The organism is Chitinophaga sp. H8, from assembly GCF_040567655.1.
Classification (GTDB): domain Bacteria; phylum Bacteroidota; class Bacteroidia; order Chitinophagales; family Chitinophagaceae; genus Chitinophaga; species Chitinophaga defluvii.
The window spans coordinates 66255-88235 of record NZ_JBEXAC010000001.1 but is presented as its reverse complement, the minus strand read 5'-3'; the positions used below and the strand labels follow the sequence as shown (position 1 = coordinate 88235).

22 protein-coding genes, 1 tRNA gene and 1 riboswitch are annotated in these 21981 nt (G+C 43.8%); of the genes, 5 read left to right on the top strand and 18 right to left on the bottom strand.

Annotated features, from left to right (window positions below):
* Positions 1–2: 2 nt before the first annotated feature.
* The 4 genes from ABR189_RS00355 to ABR189_RS00340 all read right to left on the bottom strand — a co-directional run bounded on the left by ABR189_RS00355 (position 3) and on the right by ABR189_RS00340 (position 3254).
* Positions 3–680, bottom strand: a complete 678-nt coding sequence (locus ABR189_RS00355) for a succinate dehydrogenase cytochrome b subunit (protein WP_354658440.1) — start codon at positions 678–680, stop codon at positions 3–5.
* A 141-nt stretch (positions 681–821) separates the two neighbouring features.
* On the bottom strand, positions 822–1385 hold the full coding sequence (locus ABR189_RS00350; RefSeq protein WP_354658439.1) for a hypothetical protein: 564 nt from the start codon (positions 1383–1385) through the stop codon (positions 822–824).
* An 11-nt stretch (positions 1386–1396) separates the two neighbouring features.
* Positions 1397–2215, bottom strand: coding sequence for an N-acetylmuramic acid 6-phosphate etherase (murQ, locus tag ABR189_RS00345; protein WP_354658438.1), 819 nt, complete (start codon positions 2213–2215; stop codon positions 1397–1399).
* Between the two features lie 187 nt (positions 2216–2402).
* Complete coding sequence (locus ABR189_RS00340; RefSeq protein ID WP_354658437.1) at positions 2403–3254, bottom strand: N-acetylglucosamine kinase; 852 nt, start codon at positions 3252–3254, stop codon at positions 2403–2405.
* A gap of 150 nt (positions 3255–3404) precedes the next feature.
* Between ABR189_RS00340 and ABR189_RS00335 the strand changes: the two genes are divergently transcribed.
* The 3 genes from ABR189_RS00335 to ABR189_RS00325 all read left to right on the top strand — a co-directional run bounded on the left by ABR189_RS00335 (position 3405) and on the right by ABR189_RS00325 (position 6079).
* On the top strand, positions 3405–5015 hold the full coding sequence (locus tag ABR189_RS00335; RefSeq protein WP_354658436.1) for a S41 family peptidase: 1611 nt from the start codon (positions 3405–3407) through the stop codon (positions 5013–5015).
* 85 nt (positions 5016–5100) lie between these two features.
* The gene (locus tag ABR189_RS00330; protein WP_354658435.1) at positions 5101–5670 is read left to right on the top strand and encodes a Crp/Fnr family transcriptional regulator; all 570 of its coding nucleotides are present in this window, start codon (positions 5101–5103) and stop codon (positions 5668–5670) included.
* Positions 5671–5746: 76 nt separating this feature from the next.
* On the top strand, positions 5747–6079 hold the full coding sequence (locus tag ABR189_RS00325) for a DMT family transporter (RefSeq protein ID WP_354658434.1): 333 nt from the start codon (positions 5747–5749) through the stop codon (positions 6077–6079).
* A gap of 151 nt (positions 6080–6230) precedes the next feature.
* Here the strand turns inward: ABR189_RS00325 and ABR189_RS00320 are convergent, their stop codons facing one another.
* Positions 6231–6815: a hypothetical protein gene (locus ABR189_RS00320; RefSeq protein WP_354658433.1), complete on the bottom strand. Its 585-nt coding sequence runs from the start codon at positions 6813–6815 to the stop codon at positions 6231–6233.
* Between the two features lie 99 nt (positions 6816–6914).
* A complete protein-coding gene (locus ABR189_RS00315) occupies positions 6915–7400 on the bottom strand; it encodes a hypothetical protein (RefSeq protein ID WP_354658432.1) in 486 nt (161 codons plus the stop codon).
* Between the two features lie 163 nt (positions 7401–7563).
* Between ABR189_RS00315 and ABR189_RS00310 the strand changes: the two genes are divergently transcribed.
* Positions 7564–8442 (top strand): metallophosphoesterase, encoded by an 879-nt coding sequence (locus ABR189_RS00310; RefSeq protein WP_354658431.1) that lies wholly within the window; start codon positions 7564–7566, stop codon positions 8440–8442.
* Between the two features lie 244 nt (positions 8443–8686).
* Here the strand turns inward: ABR189_RS00310 and ABR189_RS00305 are convergent, their stop codons facing one another.
* From ABR189_RS00305 to ABR189_RS00285, 5 genes are all read right to left on the bottom strand, one after another.
* On the bottom strand, positions 8687–8887 hold the full coding sequence (locus tag ABR189_RS00305; protein ID WP_354658430.1) for a hypothetical protein: 201 nt from the start codon (positions 8885–8887) through the stop codon (positions 8687–8689).
* 91 nt (positions 8888–8978) lie between these two features.
* On the bottom strand, positions 8979–10295 hold the full coding sequence (der, locus tag ABR189_RS00300) for a ribosome biogenesis GTPase Der (RefSeq protein ID WP_354658429.1): 1317 nt from the start codon (positions 10293–10295) through the stop codon (positions 8979–8981).
* 122 nt (positions 10296–10417) lie between these two features.
* A complete protein-coding gene (era, locus tag ABR189_RS00295) occupies positions 10418–11287 on the bottom strand; it encodes a GTPase Era (RefSeq protein ID WP_354658428.1) in 870 nt (289 codons plus the stop codon).
* A gap of 95 nt (positions 11288–11382) precedes the next feature.
* Positions 11383–11454: transfer RNA gene (locus ABR189_RS00290), tRNA-Met, on the bottom strand.
* Positions 11455–11563: 109 nt separating this feature from the next.
* On the bottom strand, positions 11564–11977 hold the full coding sequence (locus ABR189_RS00285) for a single-stranded DNA-binding protein (protein ID WP_354658427.1): 414 nt from the start codon (positions 11975–11977) through the stop codon (positions 11564–11566).
* A 183-nt stretch (positions 11978–12160) separates the two neighbouring features.
* Positions 12161–12254, top strand: a riboswitch (TPP riboswitch).
* Between the two features lie 155 nt (positions 12255–12409).
* On the opposite strand from ABR189_RS00285, the gene ABR189_RS00280 reads away from it, so the two are divergent.
* Complete coding sequence (locus tag ABR189_RS00280) at positions 12410–14791, top strand: TonB-dependent receptor (protein WP_354658426.1); 2382 nt, start codon at positions 12410–12412, stop codon at positions 14789–14791.
* A 152-nt stretch (positions 14792–14943) separates the two neighbouring features.
* Here ABR189_RS00280 and argH read toward each other — a convergent pair whose 3' ends face one another.
* The 7 genes from argH to argC all read right to left on the bottom strand — a co-directional run bounded on the left by argH (position 14944) and on the right by argC (position 21972).
* Complete coding sequence (gene argH / locus ABR189_RS00275; RefSeq protein WP_354658425.1) at positions 14944–16275, bottom strand: argininosuccinate lyase; 1332 nt, start codon at positions 16273–16275, stop codon at positions 14944–14946.
* 11 nt (positions 16276–16286) lie between these two features.
* A complete protein-coding gene (locus ABR189_RS00270) occupies positions 16287–16868 on the bottom strand; it encodes a GNAT family N-acetyltransferase (protein WP_354658424.1) in 582 nt (193 codons plus the stop codon).
* A gap of 35 nt (positions 16869–16903) precedes the next feature.
* Positions 16904–17968, bottom strand: coding sequence for a M20 family metallo-hydrolase (locus ABR189_RS00265; RefSeq protein WP_354658423.1), 1065 nt, complete (start codon positions 17966–17968; stop codon positions 16904–16906).
* A 3-nt stretch (positions 17969–17971) separates the two neighbouring features.
* The gene (argB, locus tag ABR189_RS00260) at positions 17972–18754 is read right to left on the bottom strand and encodes an acetylglutamate kinase (RefSeq protein WP_354658422.1); all 783 of its coding nucleotides are present in this window, start codon (positions 18752–18754) and stop codon (positions 17972–17974) included.
* Positions 18755–18781: 27 nt separating this feature from the next.
* Positions 18782–19741, bottom strand: a complete 960-nt coding sequence (locus ABR189_RS00255; protein WP_354658421.1) for an N-acetylornithine carbamoyltransferase — start codon at positions 19739–19741, stop codon at positions 18782–18784.
* Between the two features lie 97 nt (positions 19742–19838).
* Positions 19839–20966 carry an aspartate aminotransferase family protein gene (locus ABR189_RS00250; protein ID WP_354658420.1) on the bottom strand — a complete coding sequence of 376 codons (1128 nt, stop codon included), beginning with the start codon at positions 20964–20966 and terminating at the stop codon, positions 19839–19841.
* 19 nt (positions 20967–20985) lie between these two features.
* A complete protein-coding gene (gene argC / locus ABR189_RS00245) occupies positions 20986–21972 on the bottom strand; it encodes an N-acetyl-gamma-glutamyl-phosphate reductase (RefSeq protein ID WP_354658419.1) in 987 nt (328 codons plus the stop codon).
* Positions 21973–21981: the final 9 nt, after the last annotated feature.

Below are 21981 nucleotides of genomic sequence, written 5' to 3'. Positions count from 1 at the left end.
AATTATTTAAAAAATATAATCAGGGGAATAACAGCAAAACCAACAGGAATCGCTATTCCGAACAGCCAGATACCTACGAAATTGATTAACCCGTTATACTTTTTATGATTTAAACCAAAAGTTTGAAAGGCACTTTTAAAGCCGTGGATCAAGTGAAAAGATAAAGCAATCATTCCCACTACATACAGTACTACCAGCAAAGGCTGCTTAAAGGCTACCTGTACTACCTGGTAAAGATCTTTGTATGCTGTGCCTTCATAGCTCTTCACAGGTATTTCACCATAGTGAAAACCCCACCAGAAATTGGCCAGGTGAATAACAATAAAAATAAACAGGATGCTTCCCATAATAGCCATCTGACGGCTGTACCAGGAGGATGTCTGGTTACCCGGATTAATAGCATACTTTACCGGACGGGCAGCTCTGTTACGAATAGTAAGCTGGATAGCAATAAAGGCATGGATCACTATTACGATCTTCAATCCCCATGCAATAAACTGGATCAGGGAGTTATGTCCCATGAAGGCTGCATAAGCATTAAAAGCCTGCCCCTCATCATTATACAACAACTGAAAATTACCTGCCAGGTGCACTATTACAAAACTGCATAGAAACAAACCGGTAGCACCTACTAATAGTTTTTTCCCTATCGAGGTATTAAAGAACTGTGACCACTTCATAAATTAAATTCTAAGCTTCCTTAAAGTAATATAATGTTATTCCGAAATGTCGGGCAAAATTAACCCAGTAAATGTTAAAACCAAATGATATTTCTCAGGTAATTTTAATACGATAGTTCATAAATTACCGCATAAACAATATTATTCCAGCCTTCTGAGCATAATATTATCAATCATATTATACAAATGCTGAGGCTGAAATGTTCGCCATTTATCATTATCAATAAAATGCATATAATTGTACAGGCGGGCCTTTTCAAATTCCTGCCGGGTATGCTCCGGCATGTTCAGGCTCACTATCCAGCCTCCCTCATCTTTGATATCATCCCACCATTCTTCGTAATAGCAATCATCTGAAGAGTGAAAATTCATCACATTTTCAGTGATAAGGATAAATTTGTAGATCTTCTCTGCTATCATCAGGTCGATGATCTCCCTTTTCAGGGTCATAATATCATTTGCAATGCAATCATCCCACTCTCCCAGCACTTCTATAATCGCATAATTAAACTGGTAATCTGCAAAGAGTACTTTAAGATATAGGTTACGGGCACCAAAATCGTCCCATTGCGGATGTACATAATAATTATATACGGTGTTGGAAAAGGTAAACTCGCTATACTCCCGGCCATAAAATGGGGAAAGCTCATCCTCTTCGGCTGTATATAAATGCCTCCAGTTATAAAAGGGTTCTATATTATGCATAGTTTCTCGTGTTACCGGCCTTTGTATTCATCCACCGCGCTTTTAACGCTTCCGGCTTTGAGCAGCATATCACGGGCAGTATCATAGTCGGTCAGGCTTAAACGTTCCATCAGCATTTTCACTCCCCTGTCTACCAGCTTATCGTTACTTAACTGCATATTAACCATCTTGTTATCTTCCACCCTGCCCAATTGTATCATCACAGCGGTAGATACCATGTTCAGGACCAGCTTCTGGGCTGTACCACTCTTCATACGGGTGCTGCCGGTTACAAACTCCGGCCCTACAGATACTTCCACCGGGAAGTCGGCCTCGGCAGACACCGGTGCACCGGGATTGCAGCTGATGCTTCCGGTAACGATCCCCTGTTCCCGGCATTTACGCAATGCACCTATTACATAAGGAGTGGTACCACTGGCCGCAATACCCACCACCACATCTTTATTACTGATATCATATTCCACCAGGTCTTTCCACCCCTGCTCCCGGTCATCTTCTGCAAACTCCACTGCTTTACGGATGGCAGCGTCCCCACCAGCAATCAATCCAATCACCAGACCATAAGGCACCCCAAAAGTGGGCGGGCATTCAGATGCATCCACAATACCCAATCTCCCGCTGGTACCGGCCCCCAAATAAAACAGCCGTCCACCGGCCAGCATCTTATCGGCAATAGCGCTCACCAACCGGTCTATCTGTGGTATAGCGGCCTCTACCGCCAGGGGTACTGTTTTGTCCTCTTTATTGATATTTGTGAGTATTTCCTGTACACTCATCTTCTCCAGGTGATGATAATGAGAAGATTGCTCTGTTATTCTTGTAAAAGACATCTGATTTTAGTTTACGCTTGTGGCAAACAACCTATGAAACAAGTGCTGCGCCCACAAATTAAAACGAATTACACAAATTTAACGCATGTGCTGTTCACTGGATCAGCCATGCTCCAACAGGATTTATGGGATGCAAGTTATTACGAAAGTATTTAACAACGCTCATTTCCCTGCAAATTTCATCTGCCTACCCCTGATGAAAAGCTACCAGACCTTCCATAGGCCGGTGCACGATTTTACCCAGCGGCAGTTCATATAACTCACACAGTTCCTTGATGATATCCTGAAAATACCAGGCTACACTTCCTACAAAATGCAGCGAGGTGGTCCAGCTTTCCCGGTATTTATAAATATGATTAAAGAAAAAATCGTTCAGCCCGTCTTCCAGGATATTCTCCACCATATAATGCCCCCTGTTCTCTGCCAGGAAAAGGGTAAAAGAAGCCAGGTACCTGTTGGCCAACGGCTTGCGGTACACGTTTTCTAGGATTTCGTCTTTATTGGTATTATACTTCAGGTCAAAACGCTCACGGATCTCTTCATCAAACGTATTGTAGAGATAGTACTGTATTACCTTTTTGCCCAGATAAGCACCACTCCCCTCATCTCCCAGCACATAACCCAGACCGGGATTATTCTTTACAATCACCTCCCCATCATAGTAACAGGAATTGGAACCGGTGCCCAGAATACTGGCAATCCCCTTTTCATGGCCACATAACGCCCTGGCAGCTGCCATCAGGTCGTGTGAAACGCTCACTTTCCCATCCGGCCATACCGCACCAAGACTCTCTTGCATCAGCTGCGCACTTTTAGCCTGCGCACAACCGGTACCATAATAAATGATCTCATCTATCTTTACATCCGCAGGTAGCTGGGGGACTAATTCCTTCCGGACAATTTCCTGGATCTGCCCGCCAGACAAAAAATACGGGCTCATTCCCTGGGTAGTGTAAGCGTGGGTTTCCTGCCCCGTTACCAAACACCAATCCGCCTTGGTAGATCCACTATCAGCTATCAGCTTTACGGTTGCTGGCATATCCGGTTATTTATTAAATTAAAGAATCGTAAATAGTTTGCTCTTGAATTATGCTATTTTTGTCACAATTTAAACAAAAGGGGCTCACATATACAAATTAACGCGGATCCCATTTGCCGGTTCAATATCTGGCCAGATAATATTTACGCTATGTCGAATAACAGGAAACTGAACGTTTTTTTACCTCTTTTACTGGCAGCCACATTAGCGCTGGGCATGTTCCTCGGAAATAAAATGCCGGGAGCCCAAAGCGGCGGCACTGCCATTTTCTTTAATAAAGGTAACCGGGGAACTTTACAGGAAGTGATGGACCTGATCAAAGTAAAGTATGTAGATACCCTCAATCTTGATAAATTACAACAGGAGGCAATAGACGGTATGCTTACCCACCTTGACCCGCATTCGGTATATATCCCCCCCTCCAGCCTGCAGGCAGTGAATGAAGACCTGGAGGGTAACTTCGAAGGGATAGGAGTAGAATTCAATATCAGCGCCGATACTGTCAATGTAATATCTGTACTGGCTGGCGGTCCTTCAGAAGCTGCTGGTGTGCAAACCGGTGATAAGATCATTAAAGTGAGCGACTCCCTGGTAGCAGGTAACTCCATTACGCCGGAAAAGATCCGTAAAGTATTGCGTGGTCCTAAAGGTTCCAAGGTAAAAGTAACCATGCTGCGCCAGCAAAAACTGGTAGATGTTCAGATCACACGCGGCGTTATTCCTTTATGGAGTATTGATGCCAGTTATATGCTGACCCCGGAAGTGGGTTATGTGAAAATCAGCAAGTTCTCCGCTACTACCTATACCGAGTTTATGGATGCCATGCGTAAACTGGAAAAGCTGGGGATGAAAAAACTGGTGATAGACGTACGCCAGAACCCCGGTGGGTTCCTGGATGCTGCTACCCGTGTGGCAGACGAACTGCTGGATGGCAATAAACTGATCCTTTACACAGAAGGCAAAAGCTATCCCCGTACCGACTATAAATGTCAACGTCCGGGTATGTTTGAAAAAGGTGCCCTGGCCATATTAACGGATGAAGGCTCTGCCTCTGCCAGCGAAATACTGGCGGGTGCCATACAGGACTGGGACCGTGGTACGATCATTGGCCGCCGCACCTTTGGTAAAGGGCTGGTGCAGGAACAGTTTGACCTGAATAATGGTGGTGCATTACGCCTTACCGTTGCCCGCTACTTTATTCCTTCAGGCAGAAGTATCCAGAAACCGTATGCCAATGGCCGTGAAGCATATGATGAAGATATCATGAACCGGTTCAACCACGGCGAATTCTTGAACCAGGACAGTATCAAACAAACCGATACAGTACCTTATAAAACAGGAAACGGTCGTAAAGTATATGGTGGCGGAGGTATCACCCCCGACATCTTTATGCCGTATGATACTACCCGCTTCTCCGGTATCCTGCCCGCCTTATATGCACGTAATACTTTTGGTAACTTTATCTACAAGTACTACAGTGAACATCTGAACGACTTCAAACGTTTTAAAACACCGGAAGACTTCCGTAAACAATATCAACTGGACAACAGCATCTACAATGCTTTTAAAACATTTGCCCAGGCCGACAGCATCAAAGGGATAGACCGGATCACTGCTAAAGAAGAAACGGAGATAAAAACCCGCCTGAAAGCCCTCTTTGCCCGGCAACTATGGCGTAATGAAGGTTTTTATGAAGTGATGAATGAAACAGACCCGATGGTAGAAAGAGCAATAAAAGAAGTTCAAAAAAGAGAAGAATAAAAACACCGTTTGAAATAATAGCCGCAAGGAGGAATTCGCTTTTCAACTTGCGGCTTTTGTTTTTAACGACCACAATCACCTGCTGATGGAAAACATCCTCCAACGGATCAAAGCCTTTAACACCCTTTCCGATCATGGTATCGAAAAGTTCCTCGCATTACTTACAGAGGTAAAGTTACCTAAAGGGCATATCCTCATCGAAGCCGGCAAAATAGATCATCAGCTGTACTTAATAGAAAAGGGTATTGTCAGGGCATTTTCCATCACGGCTACCCAGTATGAACACACCTTTTGGTTCGGTCTGGAAGGGGATGCCGTATTTTCATACAACAGCTATGTGAAAAACCAACCCGGCTATGAAAGTGTAGAACTGCTGGAAAACTCCCTGCTTTATAAAATCAGTTTGTCCGACTTACAACAGCTTTATAATACAGACATCGAATTTGCCAACTGGGGCAGAAAGCTGGTGGAACATGAAGTGGTACGACTGGAAGAACGCTTTATTTCGCACCAGTTCAAAACCGCAAGTGAGCGATACAAAGACCTGCTACATAACTCCCCGGACCTGCTCCAGCGGGTACAGTTATCCCTGCTGGCCTCTTATCTCGGCATTACCCCCGTTTCCCTCAGCCGTATCCGGGCAGAAATCCGGTAACGCCTTCATTAATTATCATTTGTAAATTTTTTTTTGCTACTCAAGTCAGAACTTTGCATCCAGAAAATATATCATTATGAACTGGATCATGTTAATTATTGCCGGGTTATTTGAAGTGGGCTTTGCTTCCTGCCTGGGTAAAATGAAAGAATCTACCGGTAATACGGCTATTATATGGGGCGCCGGATTCCTGGTTTGCCTGACGATCAGCATGGTATTATTGTTCAAAGCCACGCAAACACTTCCTATTGGTACGGCCTATGCGGTATGGACCGGCATAGGAGCTGTGGGCACCGTGCTCATGGGTATTATCTTCTTTAAAGAACCTGCCACCTTCTGGCGCCTGTTCTTTATCTGCACCCTGATAGGGTCTATCGTGGGACTGAAATTTATGTCTTCAGCGCACTAGGTTGATGTTGTGTTTTATAAAAAAGCCGCAGCGTAATAACTGCGGCTTTTTGTTTTATACTAAAACTGAATATCCGGAGGCGGTATGGGTGGAGGAGTGCTTGCCGATTTCTCCTGTTTAATCTGCTCTTTTAATAGCTGAAGGGTTACTATTATCTTATAAGGGTTTGTATTTCGCTATAAAGCTCCCTTACCTCTTGCTCTTTCTCCTCGTATTTCTTTGTAATCTCTCCCCCATTTTGAAGCCAGCTAATAACATTGTTATTACGAAGCACTATCTTATCAACGGTAGTACTATCTATTTTTACATCTTTAGATATATAAATTGGTTCCTTATAAAAGAATGTAGTGCCAATATAAAAAACGGGGTAACTATTCCTAAGATAAAGTACATATACACTTTTCCCCATTTCCCGGTAAAAAGTGATGTTAATTTTTAAGGTATCCTTCCCAGACAGATAAAGTACAGCTTCACCGCCCTCCGAAGATACATCAAGATTTTTCTTGACCTTTTTTAATGTATTAATTTTACTGTCTAAACTATCTGCATAACGTATAATATTTACATTGTACAAAGAATCAGCTTCTGTCGATATATTGGTAGAAATAACTTCTTTCTTCTTAAAATTACCAGGCCATAATGTATTGCTATCTATTACTTCCTGTTGAAGTTTATTGTTGACTGATGGATTAGCACAACCCATTACCCAAATCGCAATTATTATTAGTCTAAACATTGTTTTACTTAGTAGGTAAGTCGATATAAGGAACTAAAAATAATAAACCCGGATCAAATTAGATTTAATCCGGGTTCAATATAACATTGAAACTAAAAACTATGGAATAAACTCCACCGTCAAAGTGCTGCCCGGATCAAACTCTGTCCGCTCTTCCAACAAGGTGTTGGCAGTATAAGTTTCTGCTACAATCTGCGGATTGCTGAAGGTAGTATTAAATGCTTTGAAACTCCCATTGCTGGGGGAACTTAAACGTAGTGTATACTTAGTAACGATGTGGTGAAAATCAGTGTAGGTGGTAGGATCTCCGGCTGTGTAATAAAACACGGCCACCACTGGATTAGGCGCACCAATACGCCTGTCAAGAATTTCGACCTGATACGATAAGGAAGATGCTGACAATACCACATTTACCAAACTGGTGGGAGCTGCTGGTGCAACTGCATCCTGATGGGCAGACACGACCGGCATTACGGCGCTCAGGGTTTTATCACTTTCTAAAGATTTATGCTGGCTGTATGTGGGATGAATAGCAGTCAGCAAGACAATACATAAAGCAACAAGGAAATAAGGGCTTCTTTTCATAAAGTGGGTTTAAATGTTTAGGGATAATAATTGAGGTCTTTTATCACTATCAATTTAGTGAATTTTATAATTCGTTGTATATACTTCCGTTATAAATCTTACCTGTAAATGAGTACTTTTATTCCTTGTATTGACCAATCTTCCAGTTAAGAATATGAAAAACATGATGACTAAATTCAGAGGAGCTGCATTCATTTTAAAATTCCGTTTTCTTTTTATAGGTATTGCCTGCATGTGTATACTGGCAGGATGCGCCTCTCAACGTATTGCCCGTAATGCTAAACCCTTCTTTTTCATTCAGATATCTGATACCCAGTTAGGATTCTATCCTAAGAAACTACAGCAGGAGATTGCGCTATATGAAAAAGCCGTAGCAGAAGTGAACAGACTAAAACCTGATTTTGTTGTCATTACAGGCGATCTGGTAAATAATGCGAAAGATGAAAACCAACAGGCTGAATTCAAGCGCATTACCGCGATGATCAGCAAAAAGATACCTGTATATGTTATCCCGGGCAATCACGATGTAGGCAATACCCCTACGCAGGAAGATGTGAGCTTCTATACTAACCGATATGGTTATGAGAAATTTTCATTTGAACATAAACAAAGCAGATTTATTGGCTTTAATTCCAATTTTATAAAAGCCAATACACCTGTCCTGGAACAAGCACAGTATGAATGGCTGGAGCAGGAATTAGCTAAGGCTAAAGGTGCAAAACATATTGTACTCTTTAGCCATCATCCTTTCTTTATCAGCCAGCCGGATGAACCGGAAGCCTACTTCAATATCGGCATCAAAACCCGTAATCAATATTTAGCCCTCTTTAAAAAATACGGCGTAGCGGTTGTTTTTGCCGGGCACCTTCACCAAAATGGCTTTGGAAAATATGAGGATATGGAAATGGTGACCACCAGTGCTATTGGTGAACCTTTAGGCAAAGATCCTTCCGGATTCCGGATCATTACAGTTGGAAAAGAAAAAGTGACACACCAGTATTACAACATAGATTCCATACCTACTAAAGTAGCAATCAAATAAGCAGGAACTTATGTAAAAAACAAAGTCCGGATCAAATTAAATTTGATCCGGACGTTGTTTTTATACTAACCACCGCAATAGCAACATAAAAATTACGGGGGAGGCAATCAATACCAGCAGTGAAATAAAACGCGGCTCAATCTATAAGAACTCCCCCCTCCTCAAAACAAAAAACCCTTCCGCTTACGCGAAAGGGTTTATAATTTTCTACTGATAAAGGCGCTTGTTAAAAGAGCGCGCTTTACTACTTAGCTGTAGAGTCAACTGGAGCCTGGGCAGTAGTATCAACTTGTGCCAGAGAATCAGCAGGAGCAACAACTGGAGCAGAAGCTGTAGTATCAGCAGGAGTAGTTGCAGTTGAATCAGCAGATGCACCGGAGTTAGCACCATTACATGCTACGAAAAACATACCGGCTGCGATTGCGAATACAAATAATTTTTTCATTTTTATTGTTTTGTTTAAAAACCGCCGCAAAGGTACTCAAATATTTAATATTACAAAATGTATTTTTTCTTAATAAGCGGTTTTTTGCTATTTATTTCTTGCGGAAGAACACCTTAATAGGTACTCCTTTGAAATTAAAATTAGTACGTAATTGGTTTTCAAGATAGTTACGATACGGCTGCTTTACATCATCCGGTAAATTACAGAAGAAGGCAAAAGCGGGTGTATAAGTCGGCAACTGTGTAACATACTTGATCCGGATAGGAATACCTCTTACCACCGGCGGATTGTATGATTGAATAGCCTTCAGCATCACTTCATTCAGCCTGGAAGTAGGGATCTTCTTCAGACGGTTATCATACACTTCCAGCGCCGCTTCAATAGATTTGAAAATACGCTGCTTCTCTAATACAGAAGTAAAGATGATAGGCACATCAGAGAATGGTGCCAGCCGCTTCTTCAGATTAGCTTCATAATCACGTGCTGTATTGGTTTCTTTTTTGTCAATCAAATCCCATTTGTTTACCAGCACTACTACCCCTTTCCCTTTTTTCACTGCCAGTCCAAAAATACTAAGATCCTGTGCAGTAATACCTTTGGTTGCATCCAGCAGCAGCATACATACATCTGCTTCATCCATCGCTTTGATAGCACGGATCACAGAATAAAACTCCAGGTCTTCATGCACTTTTGTCTTTCTTCTTACTCCTGCTGTATCAATCAATATGAATTCCTTCTGGAACATATTGTAATGCGTGTGAATAGTATCACGTGTAGTACCCGGAATATCGGAAACAATGTTCCGCTCTTCTCCCACCAAAGCATTCAGCAAAGAGGATTTCCCCACATTTGGCTGGCCTATAATGGCTATCTTGGGCAAGTCTGATGTAACAGATTCCACCTGGGTATCTTCTGTAATGTAGGATACTACTTCATCCAGCAACTCTCCTGTACCGCTTCCACTGATAGAGGAAAGAAAATGGGTCTTCTCAAATCCAAGGCTGTAAAACTCCGTAGCATCCAGCTGACGTTGTGGATTATCTACTTTATTCACAATCAGGAATACCGGCTTGGAAGAACGGCGCAGCAAATCAGCTACTTCCGAATCCAGATCGGTAATACCTGTGGTTACATCGCACATGAACAACAACACATTTGCTTCTTCCATCGCAATTTTCACCTGTTTGCGGATCTCCCGCTCAAAAATATCATCACTGTTGGCCACAAAACCACCAGTATCAATAACATTGAATGTTTTACCACTCCAGTCTGCAATACCATACTGCCTGTCACGGGTTACCCCGCTTACATCATCCACAATGGCCTTACGCTGTTCCAGCAGGCGGTTAAATAAGGTAGATTTTCCCACATTGGGGCGACCTACTATCGCTACTGTAAATCCGGACATACTTTTTCAATTACAAATTGTCAATTACAAATCAGTTTCCATGGTCAAATGCCATAGCCGGTTTGCGTTGATAAGGCTTCAAAACAATGCTGAAGCCGCTATGACCTGTGACCAATGAATGGTCAATACCCATATTCTTTTAAATACAAATCACTATCACGCCACTTGCCTCTTACCTTTACAAAAAGTTCCAGGAATACCTTCCGCTCAATGAACTTTTCTATTTCTGTCCGGGCCAGTGTTCCCAGCTTCTTTATTGATTGCCCCTTTTCTCCCAGTATAATCCCTTTCTGGGTATCACGGGTTACAATAATCTCTGCTGTTATTTTAGTAAGTGTTGCTTTTTCTTCAAACTGGCTAACTACAACGGCTGTATGATATGGGATCTCTTCTTCAAATAACTGGAAGATCTTTTCACGGATCATCTCCGCTACCAGGAAACGCATGGACTTATCCGTCAAAGTATCTTCAGGATAAAATGGCTCTCCTTCCGGCAGCAGTTCCACTATTTTCGAGATCATCTCCTTCGTGCCGGTTTGTTTCAATGCAGAAATGGGTATTACCATTTTGGCTTTCCCCCAGGCATTGCAACGTGCCAGCAAATCATCCAGTTCTTCTTTCTTCAGCAGGTCTGTTTTATTCACCACCAGTATACAAGGTGCTTTTAACCGCAGTGAATCAAATAGTTCCAGATTCTCTGACAAATCATCTTTTGCATCCATGATCAGCAGTGCTACGTCTGCATCTTCCAGGGCAGACTTTACTGCGCCCATCATTTTTTCATGCAGCCGGTACTTCGGATCTATAATACCCGGGGTATCAGAAAATACAATCTGAAAACCTGGTTCTGTGACTACTCCTGTAATACGATGGCGGGTGGTTTGTACCTTAGGGGAGATAATGGCCAGCTTTTCGCCTATTATGGCGTTCAGCAAGGTGCTTTTGCCTGCATTAGGCTTACCGAAAATATTTACAAAACCTGCTTTATGCATAATCATAGCTTTTAGCTCTCAGCCTTTAGCTTCTCGCTTTTAGCCACAAACTTACCAAAAATAAAAAAAGCCGAATTTCTTCGGCTCTTTATTTGTAGCGAGGAGCGGATTCGAACCACTGACCTTCGGGTTATGAGCCCGACGAGCTACCTCTGCTCTACCTCGCAATGAGGGTGCAAAGATAAGGGCATTATTTTTACCTGCCAAATCTTTTTCAATCTATTATTAATAAGAGCCAATCAATTGAATGATTGGCTCTTATGTTATTCACTTACATTAAAATGGAAGATCATCTGCTACTTCTTCCACTACAGGCACCGCCAATGGCCGGGCTGCCATCACCCCTTCTGCCTCCGCCTTATGCTTTTCCTCATCTCTGCGGCTGCCCAATAACTGGATCTGTAATACCCGTAATCTTAGCGTAGCAGCAGGCTCTCCTGCATGATTGGTATATGCATCTACGCTGGGCGTACCTTCCAGATACACCTGCTGTCCCTGCAACAGATAAGGCGCCAGGTTATCCCGCTCCCATAATGCACAATCTACCCAGGTAGTCCGCTCCTGCAATACCCCCTGCGCATTTTTAAAGCGTTCTGTGGAGGCTACCGTAAAACTTAATACTGATTTGCCATTTGCTTCTCTCTTAATAGCATTCCTGCCTAAATTTCCAATTAGCTGAAGTTTGATCATCAGAAATAAATGTTTAAAAGGTTAACGATAAAAATTGGGGTCGATTGAAAGAAGTAGATGGAAATTAAGAAAAAATGCCAACACCAAAAAATATTTTGCCTTTTTAAAAACTACCGGCATAACTTTGCACCGGAAACTGGTTATTCTATCAATACCATTTGGTTGTCATAAAAATCAACAACCAGTTTCACCTCGGGGTGCCTTACTATCAGGCTGAGATCAGACTCGTTGAACCTACGCCAGGTAATGCTGGTTAGGAAAGGTAAGTGATCAATCTCCTTACCATCTGAGCATTTAGCTGCTAGCTTTTAGCCGTTAGCTGTATCCGCGCATGGATATTCAGCGCCTGCTACAAAGCTAATAGCGCAATAATATACGGCTGTTAGCTAAATGCTAACAGCTAATAGCTAATAGCTTAAACCTAAATCGTCCATGAGACAAATGATGCTTTGGCTGCTTGTTTTTATAACAGGCGCCTTACACGCGCAATCCGTTATTACCGGTACCGTTACCAACAAAACCAATGGCCAGCCATTAGCAGGTGTTTCCATTATCCTGCAGGAGAAAGTACAGGCAGGCGTTCACAGTGATGCAAAAGGTCATTTCAGTATTACCATACCAACAAAAGGCACATATACGCTGACGGCCAGCTACCTTGGCTTCAAATCCTTTACTACGCAGGTTCACGCCGCCAATACGCCGGCTGTTCTTGATATTACCCTCGAAGAAACCGGCCTCTTTGTTAAGCCGGTAGAGATCAGCAGCCTCCGTGCGGGTAAAGATGCTCCCTTCACACAATCCACTTTAAGTGCAGCAGATATCAAAAAGGATAATATGGGGCAGGACCTGCCTATCCTGCTGAACCAGCTTCCGGGTGTGGTTACCAGCTCCGATGCGGGTACAGGTATAGGTTACACCGGCATGCGTGTACGTGGTTCCGATATTACGCGTATTAATGTTACTGTCAACGGTATTCCTGTCAATGATGCAGAATCACAGGGTACTTTCTTCGTCAATATGCCCGACTTCGCTTCCTCTGCCAGCAGTATTCAACTCCAGCGCGGTGTTGGTACTTCTACCAATGGTGCAGGTGCTTTCGGTGCTTCCCTCAATCTGAGTACCAACGAATTCCGCGAAAAGGCATATGCCGAAATCAATAATAGCTACGGTTCTTTCAATAGCTGGAAACATACGGTAAAAGCTGGTTCGGGACTGATCAATGACCACTTTACCTTCGATGCCCGCTTATCAAAAATAACCTCTGATGGATATATCGACCGGGCTACTTCTGACCTCAAATCTTTCTATACTTCGGCAGCCTATATCGCTAAAAAAACAGCGATCCGCCTCAATGTATTCAGTGGTAAAGAAAAAACTTACCAGGCATGGAACGGGGTACCTGAAGAACTGCTGAAAACAGACCGGACCTACAATAGCGCCGGCACTGAAAAACCCGGTACACCGTATGATAATGAAACCGACAACTATCAGCAGGATCACTACCAGCTGTTCTTTAACCAGGAGATAAATGCCAGCCTCAACTTCAACGTAGCTTTTCATATGACCCGTGGACGTGGCTACTACGAACAATATAAAGCAGCACAAGCTTTTGGCGAATACGGACTGGAAAAGCCGGTGATCAATGGGGACAGTCTCCATACTACCGACCTGGTACGCCAGCTATGGCTCGACAACCACTTCTATGGTGGTATCTTTTCTGTAAACCGTACCGGCCAAAAGCTGAACTGGAGCCTGGGTGGTGGCTGGAACCGTTATGAAGGTGACCACTATGGGAAAATCATCTGGGCGCAACATGGTATTGATAAGGACTATAAATATTATAACTACCCGGCGGATAAAAACGATTTAAATGTTTACTGGAAAGGAGAATTTAAAATAACGGACGCCATCCGCTTTTTTGCAGATATGCAGTACCGCACGGTACAGTACAACATGAATGGCTTTGAAGATGCGCCACTGGCAGCACCACATAAAAGCTACCACTTCTTTAATCCTAAAGCGGGTGTTTTCTACAACATCAATCCACATCACCAGGTATATGCTTCCTTTGCTATCGGCAATAAAGAACCTAACCGTACCGACTTTGAAGTAAACCTGAATGGTACAGAACCCAGGCCGGAAAAGCTGAAGAATATAGAAGCCGGATATGCTTTCCGCACCACTAATACAACGGTAGAAGCGAATCTCTACTACATGAACTATAAAGATCAGCTGGTGCTAACCGGTAAACTAAATAACGTAGGAGCCTATGTAAGAACCAATATCCAGAAAAGCTACCGTATGGGAGTAGAACTGCAAAGCACTACCAAGCTGGGCAACTTCTGCTCCCTGTCGGTGAATGCGGCGCTTAGTCAGAACAAAATCGCTGACTTTACCGCTTTCATTATGAACGCTGATACCCAACAGGAAGAATCACGCCACTTCAGCAAAACGGATATTGCTTTTTCCCCCAATGCCGTAGCTGGTTATACTTTCACCGTAGCGCCGGTTAAAAACCTGGACCTTAGCATTGTAGGAAAATATGTAAGCCGCCAGTTCATGGATAATACCTCCAATCCCAACAGCCAACTGGATGCCTATTATGTGAATAACCTGCGTTTCAATTACCTGGTGCCACAACCCTTGTTTAAAGAACTGGGATTACAGTTTACATTGAATAATATATTCGATACCAAATACTCCTCTAATGGTGCTACTTACCCAGCGATTGAGGGTGGTGAAATAGTTCCCTATAATTACTATTTCCCCATGGCGGGCATCAATTTCTTTGTAGGAGTCAATATTAGCTTTTAAGAATGAGCTATTAGCTGTTGGCTATTAGCCGTTAGCAATAAAAAAATAGAAAGAGGAATATTCATTACTGGATATTCCTCTTTCTATTCAAAATATATTTAAACACCTAAACATCTCCGCTCTAATCAGCTAAAAGCTAACAGCCAACAGCTCTATTTCAACAGTTCCTCCACCGCTTTATCTACCTTCTCAAAAGAAAAACCTTTTAATACTTCGTCCATCATTTGTGCAATCTGTGTTGTGCACAAATTACCGATACTACCTTCATGGGTATGAGAGATGGCAGTACCTGGTGCAAACTCCCCTTTTTCAATATCCATACCCACTTTCTTATAGGCTTCCCGGAATGGCATTCCTTCCAGTACCAGTTTGTTCACCACTTCTACACTAAACAGGTATTGGTATTTGCTATCGTCCAGTATACCTTCGCGGACCTTCACATGTTCCAGCATCAGGCGTGACATACGCAGACAGTCCTTCAAAGTGTCAAATGCAGGGAACAGATTTTCTTTCAACAGCTGCAGATCACGGTGATAACCGGAAGGCAGATTCGTGATCATCATGGTGATTTCATTGGGCAATGCCTGCAATTTATTACCATGCGAACGGATCAGTTCCCATACATCGGGGTTCTTTTTGTGCGGCATAATGCTGGAACCGGTGGTCAGTTCATCAGGAAAGCTGATAAAACCAAAATTCTGGTTCATAAACAAACAGGCGTCCATGGCCATCTTAGCCAGTGTGCCTGCTATACCTGCCAGCGCAAAGGAAACGATCTTTTCCGTTTTACCACGCCCCATCTGAGCATATACCACATTATAGTTCAGGTCTTCAAATCCTAACAATGCGGTGGTCATCTTCCGGTTCAGGGGAAATGAAGACCCATACCCTGCGGCAGAGCCCAGGGGATTTTTATTCACCACTTTATAGGCACTCTGTAACACCGTAAGATCATCTACCAGGCTTTCTGCATAAGCACCAAACCACAACCCAAAGGAAGAAGGCATCGCTATCTGCAGATGGGTATAACCTGGTAACAAATGCTGTTTATATTCCTCGCTTTTCTGTTGCAACAGATCAAATAATGCTTTTACTTCTGTTACCAGTGTTTGCAACTCATGGCGCAAAAACAACTTTACATCTACCAGCACCTGATCGTTCCGGGAACGGCCGCTATGTATCTTTTTGCCTACTTCTCCCAACCGGCGGGTCAGCAGCAACTCTACCTGGGAATGAATGTCCTCTACCCCTTCTTCCAGTACAAAATCGCCTGCTGCTATTTCGCTATAAATATTCCGTAATTCTTTTTTCAGTATATCCAGTTCTGCTGCTTCCAGCAAACCAATACTTTGGAGCATGGTAATATGTGCCAGTGATCCCAACACATCAAATGGCGCCAGGTAAGCATCCATTTCACGGTCGTTGCCTACTGTGAACTTTTCCACAGCGGCTAACGCTGCCTTATCTTTTTGCCATAGCTTCATACAAACGCGAATTAAAAATTATACTTACCAAATATCCGTTCCCGGATATCCGGCCATTCTTCTTTTATTATGCTGAAATATACCGTATCCCGCAGGCGTCCGGTAGAAGTGATCATATGATGCCGGAATATACCTTCCTGCGTGGCGCCAATGCTTAATATCGCATTGCGCGACTGTGTATTCAGCACATCTGTTTTTAGCTCTATCCGGTTCAGGTCCATCACTTCAAAGGCATGTTGCAACATCGCATGTTTCATGGCTTTATTCAAACCACTACCCTGTAATGCCGTATCTATCCAGGTATACCCAATCTCTGCCCGCTTATGTGCCAGCGCCATTCCTGCAAAACGGGTGCTGCCCGCTACCCGCTGCGTCTGCTTATCTATGATTACAAAAGGTACAGATACCTTTTGTTCTCTTTCACGCATCGCAAGCGCTATGTAGGCTTCCAATGCAGGTTTATTATCTATACGCCCCAATCCCACCGTCCACAAGGCCGGTTGTAGTGCTACCGGCAGTAATGCTGCTGCATCTTCCGGTTGCAACGGACGCAGTATAACTCGCTTATTCTCCAATACCGGGTAAAAATCCATTTCAATAACTGTTAAAGATGAAACACTTACTTTGCTTATACGATTTCTTCCAGCAAATTAATGTAACTATCAATACCATCCCTGATCTCGTCCAGGTAAATAAATTCATCTGCGGTATGCGAACGGGCGGAATCACCAGGCCCCATTTTGATAGAGGTGGCCGGAATCAATGCCTGATCCGAAGTAGTAGGCGATCCATACCATGATTTACCCAGCCTGATCCCCGCTTTTACAAACGGATGATCCAGTGAAATACCGGATGGCCGCATACGCATGGAACGGGGCTTTACCTCACAACGCACCTGTTCCTGTATGATAGCCAGTACTTCTTCCAGCGTATACTGATCCGTTACCCTTACATCCACTACAAAGGAGCAGTCGGCGGGCACTACATTGTGCGCTTTGTTAGAGGTGTTGATCACCGTAACGCTCATTTTCACAGGTCCTAATGTTTCCGATACCTTCGGGAAACGATAATCCCTGAACCAGGCCAGATCAGGCAAAGCATTATACAATGCGTTCTCTCCTTCATCACGCGCAGCATGCCCAGCCTTACCATGACTTACACAATCCAGCACCATCAATCCCTTTTCGGCGATGGCCAGCTGTGTTTTAGTAGGTTCCCCCACAATCGCAAAATCAATGGCAGGCAACAGGTGTAGAATACTCTCTATCCCGTTTACCCCACTGATCTCCTCTTCTGCGGTGGCCGTTAAAACAATATTATAACGCAGGTTGTCCCGCTCATAAAAGTATAGAAAGGCGGCAATCAGACTTACCAGACACCCACCGGCATCATTACTTCCTAATCCAAACAATTTCCCATCTGCTATATCAGGACTAAAAGGATCACGGGTATATTGCGGGTTGGGTTTTACGGTATCATGGTGGGAATTAAACAGTATCACGGGCTTGGACGGATCAAAATGTTTGTTCAGCGCCCATAGATTATTGCCATGCTGTTGATGGGGGATATTCCTGGCAGTTAAAAAACTGCTGATCAGCCGTGCGGTATCCTGTTCCTCCCGGCTCAGGGATGGTGTAGCAATCATATGCTTTAAAAGCGCTACAGCATCCTGATAAAGTTGTTGATTCCACATAGGCTAACGTATTAAAGTACCCGCTACTGAAGGGGTTGTATTCCGGATCACATCCTCCGCATGTCCTATCAGCACTTCTTTTACCCCGCTTTCAATAGCAGCAAAAGCATTTTCCAGTTTGGGCAAAATACCCGCTGTCAATATCTTCTCTTCCAGCAACTGCTGGTATATTTCCCGGTTGATCAGGTTGATGACAGCATTATCATCTGCTGCATCTTTCAATACTCCTTTCTTTTCAAAGCAATAGATCAGCCTCACAGGGTAGTGGGCAGATAAAGCGATGGCAAGAGCAGAAGCGATCGTATCTGCATTGGTATTCAGCATTTGCCCTTGTCCGTCGTGTGTAAGTGGTGCAAATACCGGTGTAAGGCCCGCTTCAAGCATCGCCTGCAAAGGACCTCCATTGACTTTTCCAGCATCAACATCACCTACAAAACCGTAGTCGATCGTCTTTACCGGACGCTTTACCGCAGGGATAATGTTGGCATCAGCACCCGTTATCCCGATAGCATTACAACCGTTGGCCTGCAATTTTGCAACCAGCTGTTTATTGACCAACCCGCCGTATACCATTGTCACTACATCAATCGTTTCCGCATCAGTAATCCTTCGGCCATCTACATAGTTGGATACAATGCCCAGCTTATCTCCTATGCGGGTGGCTATTTTTCCGCCCCCATGAATCAGTATCTTTTTACCGGGTATAGCAGCAAAATCTTTCAGAAATGCCTGCAATAACTCCGGATTGTCGATCACATTACCGCCTACTTTTATTACATATACCATTGCTGATGCTTTAAGTTTTTGCTTTTACTATTTGCCGCCGTTCCGCAGGATTTCGCTCAGTACTGCCTGCGCTGCCCATACACGGTTGCCTGCTTCCTGGATCACAATAGATTGTGGACCGTCCAGCACTTCATCAGCTATTACCACATTTCTTCTTACCGGCAGGCAATGCATCACCTTAGCCTGGTTAGTATGCTTCAGCTTATCGTTCGTCACCATCCAGGAAGGATCTGTACAAACAATTTTACCATAATCCTGGTAGGATGACCAGTTCTTCACATATACAAAATCGGCGTCCTGCAATGCTTTATCCTGATCATATTCAATAGTAGCATTGCCGGAAAACTTTTCATCCAGCTCGTATCCTTCCGGGTGGGTGATCACAAAGTCTGTTTCCCCCCAGGCATTCATCCATTGTGCAAAAGAATTGGGTACTGCCTGCGGCAATGCTTTTACATGTGGTGCCCAGGTCATTACCACTTTAGGCTTACGTGCCTGCTGCCAGTTTTCCTTGATAGTGATCACATCAGTCAAACTTTGTAAGGGGTGCAACGTAGCACTTTCCAGGCTTACCACCGGCACACCGGAATACTTTATAAACTGGTTGATATACTTTTCTGTATAGTCTTCCTCTTTATCTTTCAATCCAGGGAAAGTACGGATGGAAAGAATATCAAAGTATTGCCCCATTACAGCAGCTGCTTCTTTCACATGTTCTGTGGTATTGCCATTCATCACTACACCATCATTCATTTCCAGCTGCCAGCCTTCTTTGTCTATATTAAACACCACCGCTTCCATACCCAGGTTTCTGGCGGCTACCTGTGTACTTAATCGTGTTCGCAAACTGGGATTCAGGAAGATCATTCCTAATGTTTTATTCACGCCTAATTCCTTATCCCTGAATGGATTCTTCTTGTAATCCAGTGCGATGTCCACTAAACGCGGGACACCCGGCACATCTGCGGTGGATATAAACTGTTTCATGGGCTTTTCCCTTTCTTCCTCCCCGGGAGGGAGTGCTGTTTTTTGATGATAAAAGATTATTTGCAGAGGGCCGGCATTTTAGGCCAGCCCTTAATTATTATTTCGCTAATTCAGCTTTGAATGCAGCCAGGAACTCGTCTGCATGTGCTTTCGTTAATGCCAGGGAAGGCAGTAACCGGATCACATTAGGTTTAGCTTCGCCGGTAAATATTTTATGTTTAGCCAGCAATTCCTTTCTCACATGTGCCAGTGTTTCCGGTAATTCAATCCCGATCATCAAACCTCTTCCTCTTACTTCCTTTACCTGCGGGATGGTGCGTAATTGCTCCATCAGATAGTTACCCACCGTTGCTGCATTACTGATCAGCTGCTCACCCTCAATGACTTCCAATACTGCCAGTGCTGCTGCGCAAGCCAGGTGGTTACCACCAAAAGTAGTTCCCAGCATACCATAGCTTGGCTGGATCTTTGGAGAGATAATAATACCGCCAATAGGAAATCCATTTCCCATGCCTTTGGCCATTGTATAGATATCAGCATTTACGTCTGCATGATCGTGGGAGAAGAATTTACCACTCCGGCCGTATCCGCATTGTACTGCATCCGCAATGTATACCGCATTATGAGCATCACACAGGCTTCTGATCTTCCGCAGGAATGATTCACTGGCCACATTAATACCGCCTACTCCCTGAATACCTTCTATGATCACGGAAGAGATCTCATGGGCCTGAAAAGCTTGTTCTAAAGCAGCTTCATCTTCCCAGGGCAAAAAGATGACATTATCTGTTTCATTCACCGGAGCTACGATCTTTGGATTATCTGTAGCCGCTACTGCCAGCGATGTTCTGCCGTGGAATGATTTACGGAAGGCAATGACCTTCTTTTTACCATTATGAAAAGAGGCCAGCTTCAATGCATTTTCATTTGCTTCCGCACCTGAATTGCACAGGAACAACTGGTAATCTTCCTTACCGGATATTTTCCCCAGTTTAGCAGCGAGCGCTTCCTGTAAAGGCATCTTTACAGAATTGGAATAAAACCCTACCTTGTTCAACTGATCGGTAAGCCGCTTTACGTAGTGAGGATGTGTGTGTCCAATGGAGATCACAGCATGACCACCATACAGGTCCAGGTATTCAGTACCCTTCTCGTCCCATACATGAGAGCCCAGGGCTTTTTCAATAATAATATCGTTAACCGGATATACGTCAAATAATTTCATTTCAGGAATGCTTAAAGTTTTAAAACACGATTGACTTCAATTTCAACCCTGCAGTTTCATCCAGTCCGCACATCAGGTTCATATTCTGAACAGCTTGTCCTGAAGCACCTTTCAACAGGTTATCTTCAATAGAGTGGATCACCAGTTTATTGCCCACTTTTTCCAGCTGTACCAAACACTTGTTAGTGTTCACCACCTGCTTCAGGTCTATTTGTTTCTCGCTTACATGCGTAAAAGGATGCCCTGCATAGTAATCTTTATACAGTTGTACCGCAGCCTCCAGGGACAAATCACATGTCAGATAGGAAGTGATCCAGATACCCCTTGGATAATCGCCGCGCACCGGTACAAAATTGATGTCGCCGGTAAAGGCAGGCTGCAACAACTGCAGGCTTCGTCGTATTTCCCTGAGATGTTGATGACTCAGTACTTTATAGGTAGATACGTTATTGGCTCTCCAGGTAAAATGGGAAGTAGCCTGCAGGCTTTGTCCGGCCCCTGTGGAACCGGTAATGCCTGTGGTATGTACTTCCTGCAATAACCCTGCCTTGGCCAGGGGTAACAATCCCAGTTGCACCCCAGTGGCGAAACATCCGGGATTGGCAATATTGCTGGCTGTTTTAATCAGCGCTCTTTGCATTTCCGGCAGACCGTATACAAACTCCCGGCTGCCACTGGTTTCTCCCAGCCTGAAATCCTGGCTGAGATCAATTACTTTCACCTGAGGGGCAATGTTGTTTGCTTCCAGGAACTTCCTGGCTTCACCATGTCCCAGGCACAAAAACAACACATCTATATCATTGCTTAACTCACCGGTAAAAGTAAGTTCCGTTTCGCCCAGTAAATCGGCATGTACCGCATACAGGGGATTACCAGCATTGCTGCGGCTATGAACAAACGAAATATCAGCATTAGGATGATTCAATAATATCCGGATCATTTCTCCACCGGTATATCCTGCGCCGCCAACAATTCCAATCCGTACTTTTATAGGTGCATTAGTCATGTTCGTCTT

Bases quoted from the DNA above. Each gene is read 5' to 3' on its own strand.
- ABR189_RS00355 (WP_354658440.1), bottom strand. From the start codon at position 680: ATGAAGTGGTCACAGTTCTTTAATACCTCGATAGGGAAAAAACTATTA.
- ABR189_RS00350 (WP_354658439.1), bottom strand. From the start codon at position 1,385: ATGCATAATATAGAACCCTTTTATAACTGGAGGCATTTATATACAGCC.
- murQ (WP_354658438.1), bottom strand. From the start codon at position 2,215: ATGTCTTTTACAAGAATAACAGAGCAATCTTCTCATTATCATCACCTG.
- ABR189_RS00340 (WP_354658437.1), bottom strand. From the start codon at position 3,254: ATGCCAGCAACCGTAAAGCTGATAGCTGATAGTGGATCTACCAAGGCG.
- ABR189_RS00335 (WP_354658436.1), top strand. From the start codon at position 3,405: ATGTCGAATAACAGGAAACTGAACGTTTTTTTACCTCTTTTACTGGCA.
- ABR189_RS00330 (WP_354658435.1), top strand. From the start codon at position 5,101: ATGGAAAACATCCTCCAACGGATCAAAGCCTTTAACACCCTTTCCGAT.
- ABR189_RS00325 (WP_354658434.1), top strand. From the start codon at position 5,747: ATGAACTGGATCATGTTAATTATTGCCGGGTTATTTGAAGTGGGCTTT.
- ABR189_RS00320 (WP_354658433.1), bottom strand. From the start codon at position 6,815: ATGTTTAGACTAATAATAATTGCGATTTGGGTAATGGGTTGTGCTAAT.
- ABR189_RS00315 (WP_354658432.1), bottom strand. From the start codon at position 7,400: ATGAAAAGAAGCCCTTATTTCCTTGTTGCTTTATGTATTGTCTTGCTG.
- ABR189_RS00310 (WP_354658431.1), top strand. From the start codon at position 7,564: ATGATGACTAAATTCAGAGGAGCTGCATTCATTTTAAAATTCCGTTTT.
- ABR189_RS00305 (WP_354658430.1), bottom strand. From the start codon at position 8,887: ATGAAAAAATTATTTGTATTCGCAATCGCAGCCGGTATGTTTTTCGTA.
- der (WP_354658429.1), bottom strand. From the start codon at position 10,295: ATGTCCGGATTTACAGTAGCGATAGTAGGTCGCCCCAATGTGGGAAAA.
- era (WP_354658428.1), bottom strand. From the start codon at position 11,287: ATGCATAAAGCAGGTTTTGTAAATATTTTCGGTAAGCCTAATGCAGGC.
- ABR189_RS00285 (WP_354658427.1), bottom strand. From the start codon at position 11,977: ATGATCAAACTTCAGCTAATTGGAAATTTAGGCAGGAATGCTATTAAG.
- ABR189_RS00280 (WP_354658426.1), top strand. From the start codon at position 12,410: ATGAGACAAATGATGCTTTGGCTGCTTGTTTTTATAACAGGCGCCTTA.
- argH (WP_354658425.1), bottom strand. From the start codon at position 16,275: ATGAAGCTATGGCAAAAAGATAAGGCAGCGTTAGCCGCTGTGGAAAAG.
- ABR189_RS00270 (WP_354658424.1), bottom strand. From the start codon at position 16,868: ATGGATTTTTACCCGGTATTGGAGAATAAGCGAGTTATACTGCGTCCG.
- ABR189_RS00265 (WP_354658423.1), bottom strand. From the start codon at position 17,968: ATGTGGAATCAACAACTTTATCAGGATGCTGTAGCGCTTTTAAAGCAT.
- argB (WP_354658422.1), bottom strand. From the start codon at position 18,754: ATGGTATATGTAATAAAAGTAGGCGGTAATGTGATCGACAATCCGGAG.
- ABR189_RS00255 (WP_354658421.1), bottom strand. From the start codon at position 19,741: ATGAAACAGTTTATATCCACCGCAGATGTGCCGGGTGTCCCGCGTTTA.
- ABR189_RS00250 (WP_354658420.1), bottom strand. From the start codon at position 20,966: ATGAAATTATTTGACGTATATCCGGTTAACGATATTATTATTGAAAAA.
- argC (WP_354658419.1), bottom strand. From the start codon at position 21,972: ATGACTAATGCACCTATAAAAGTACGGATTGGAATTGTTGGCGGCGCA.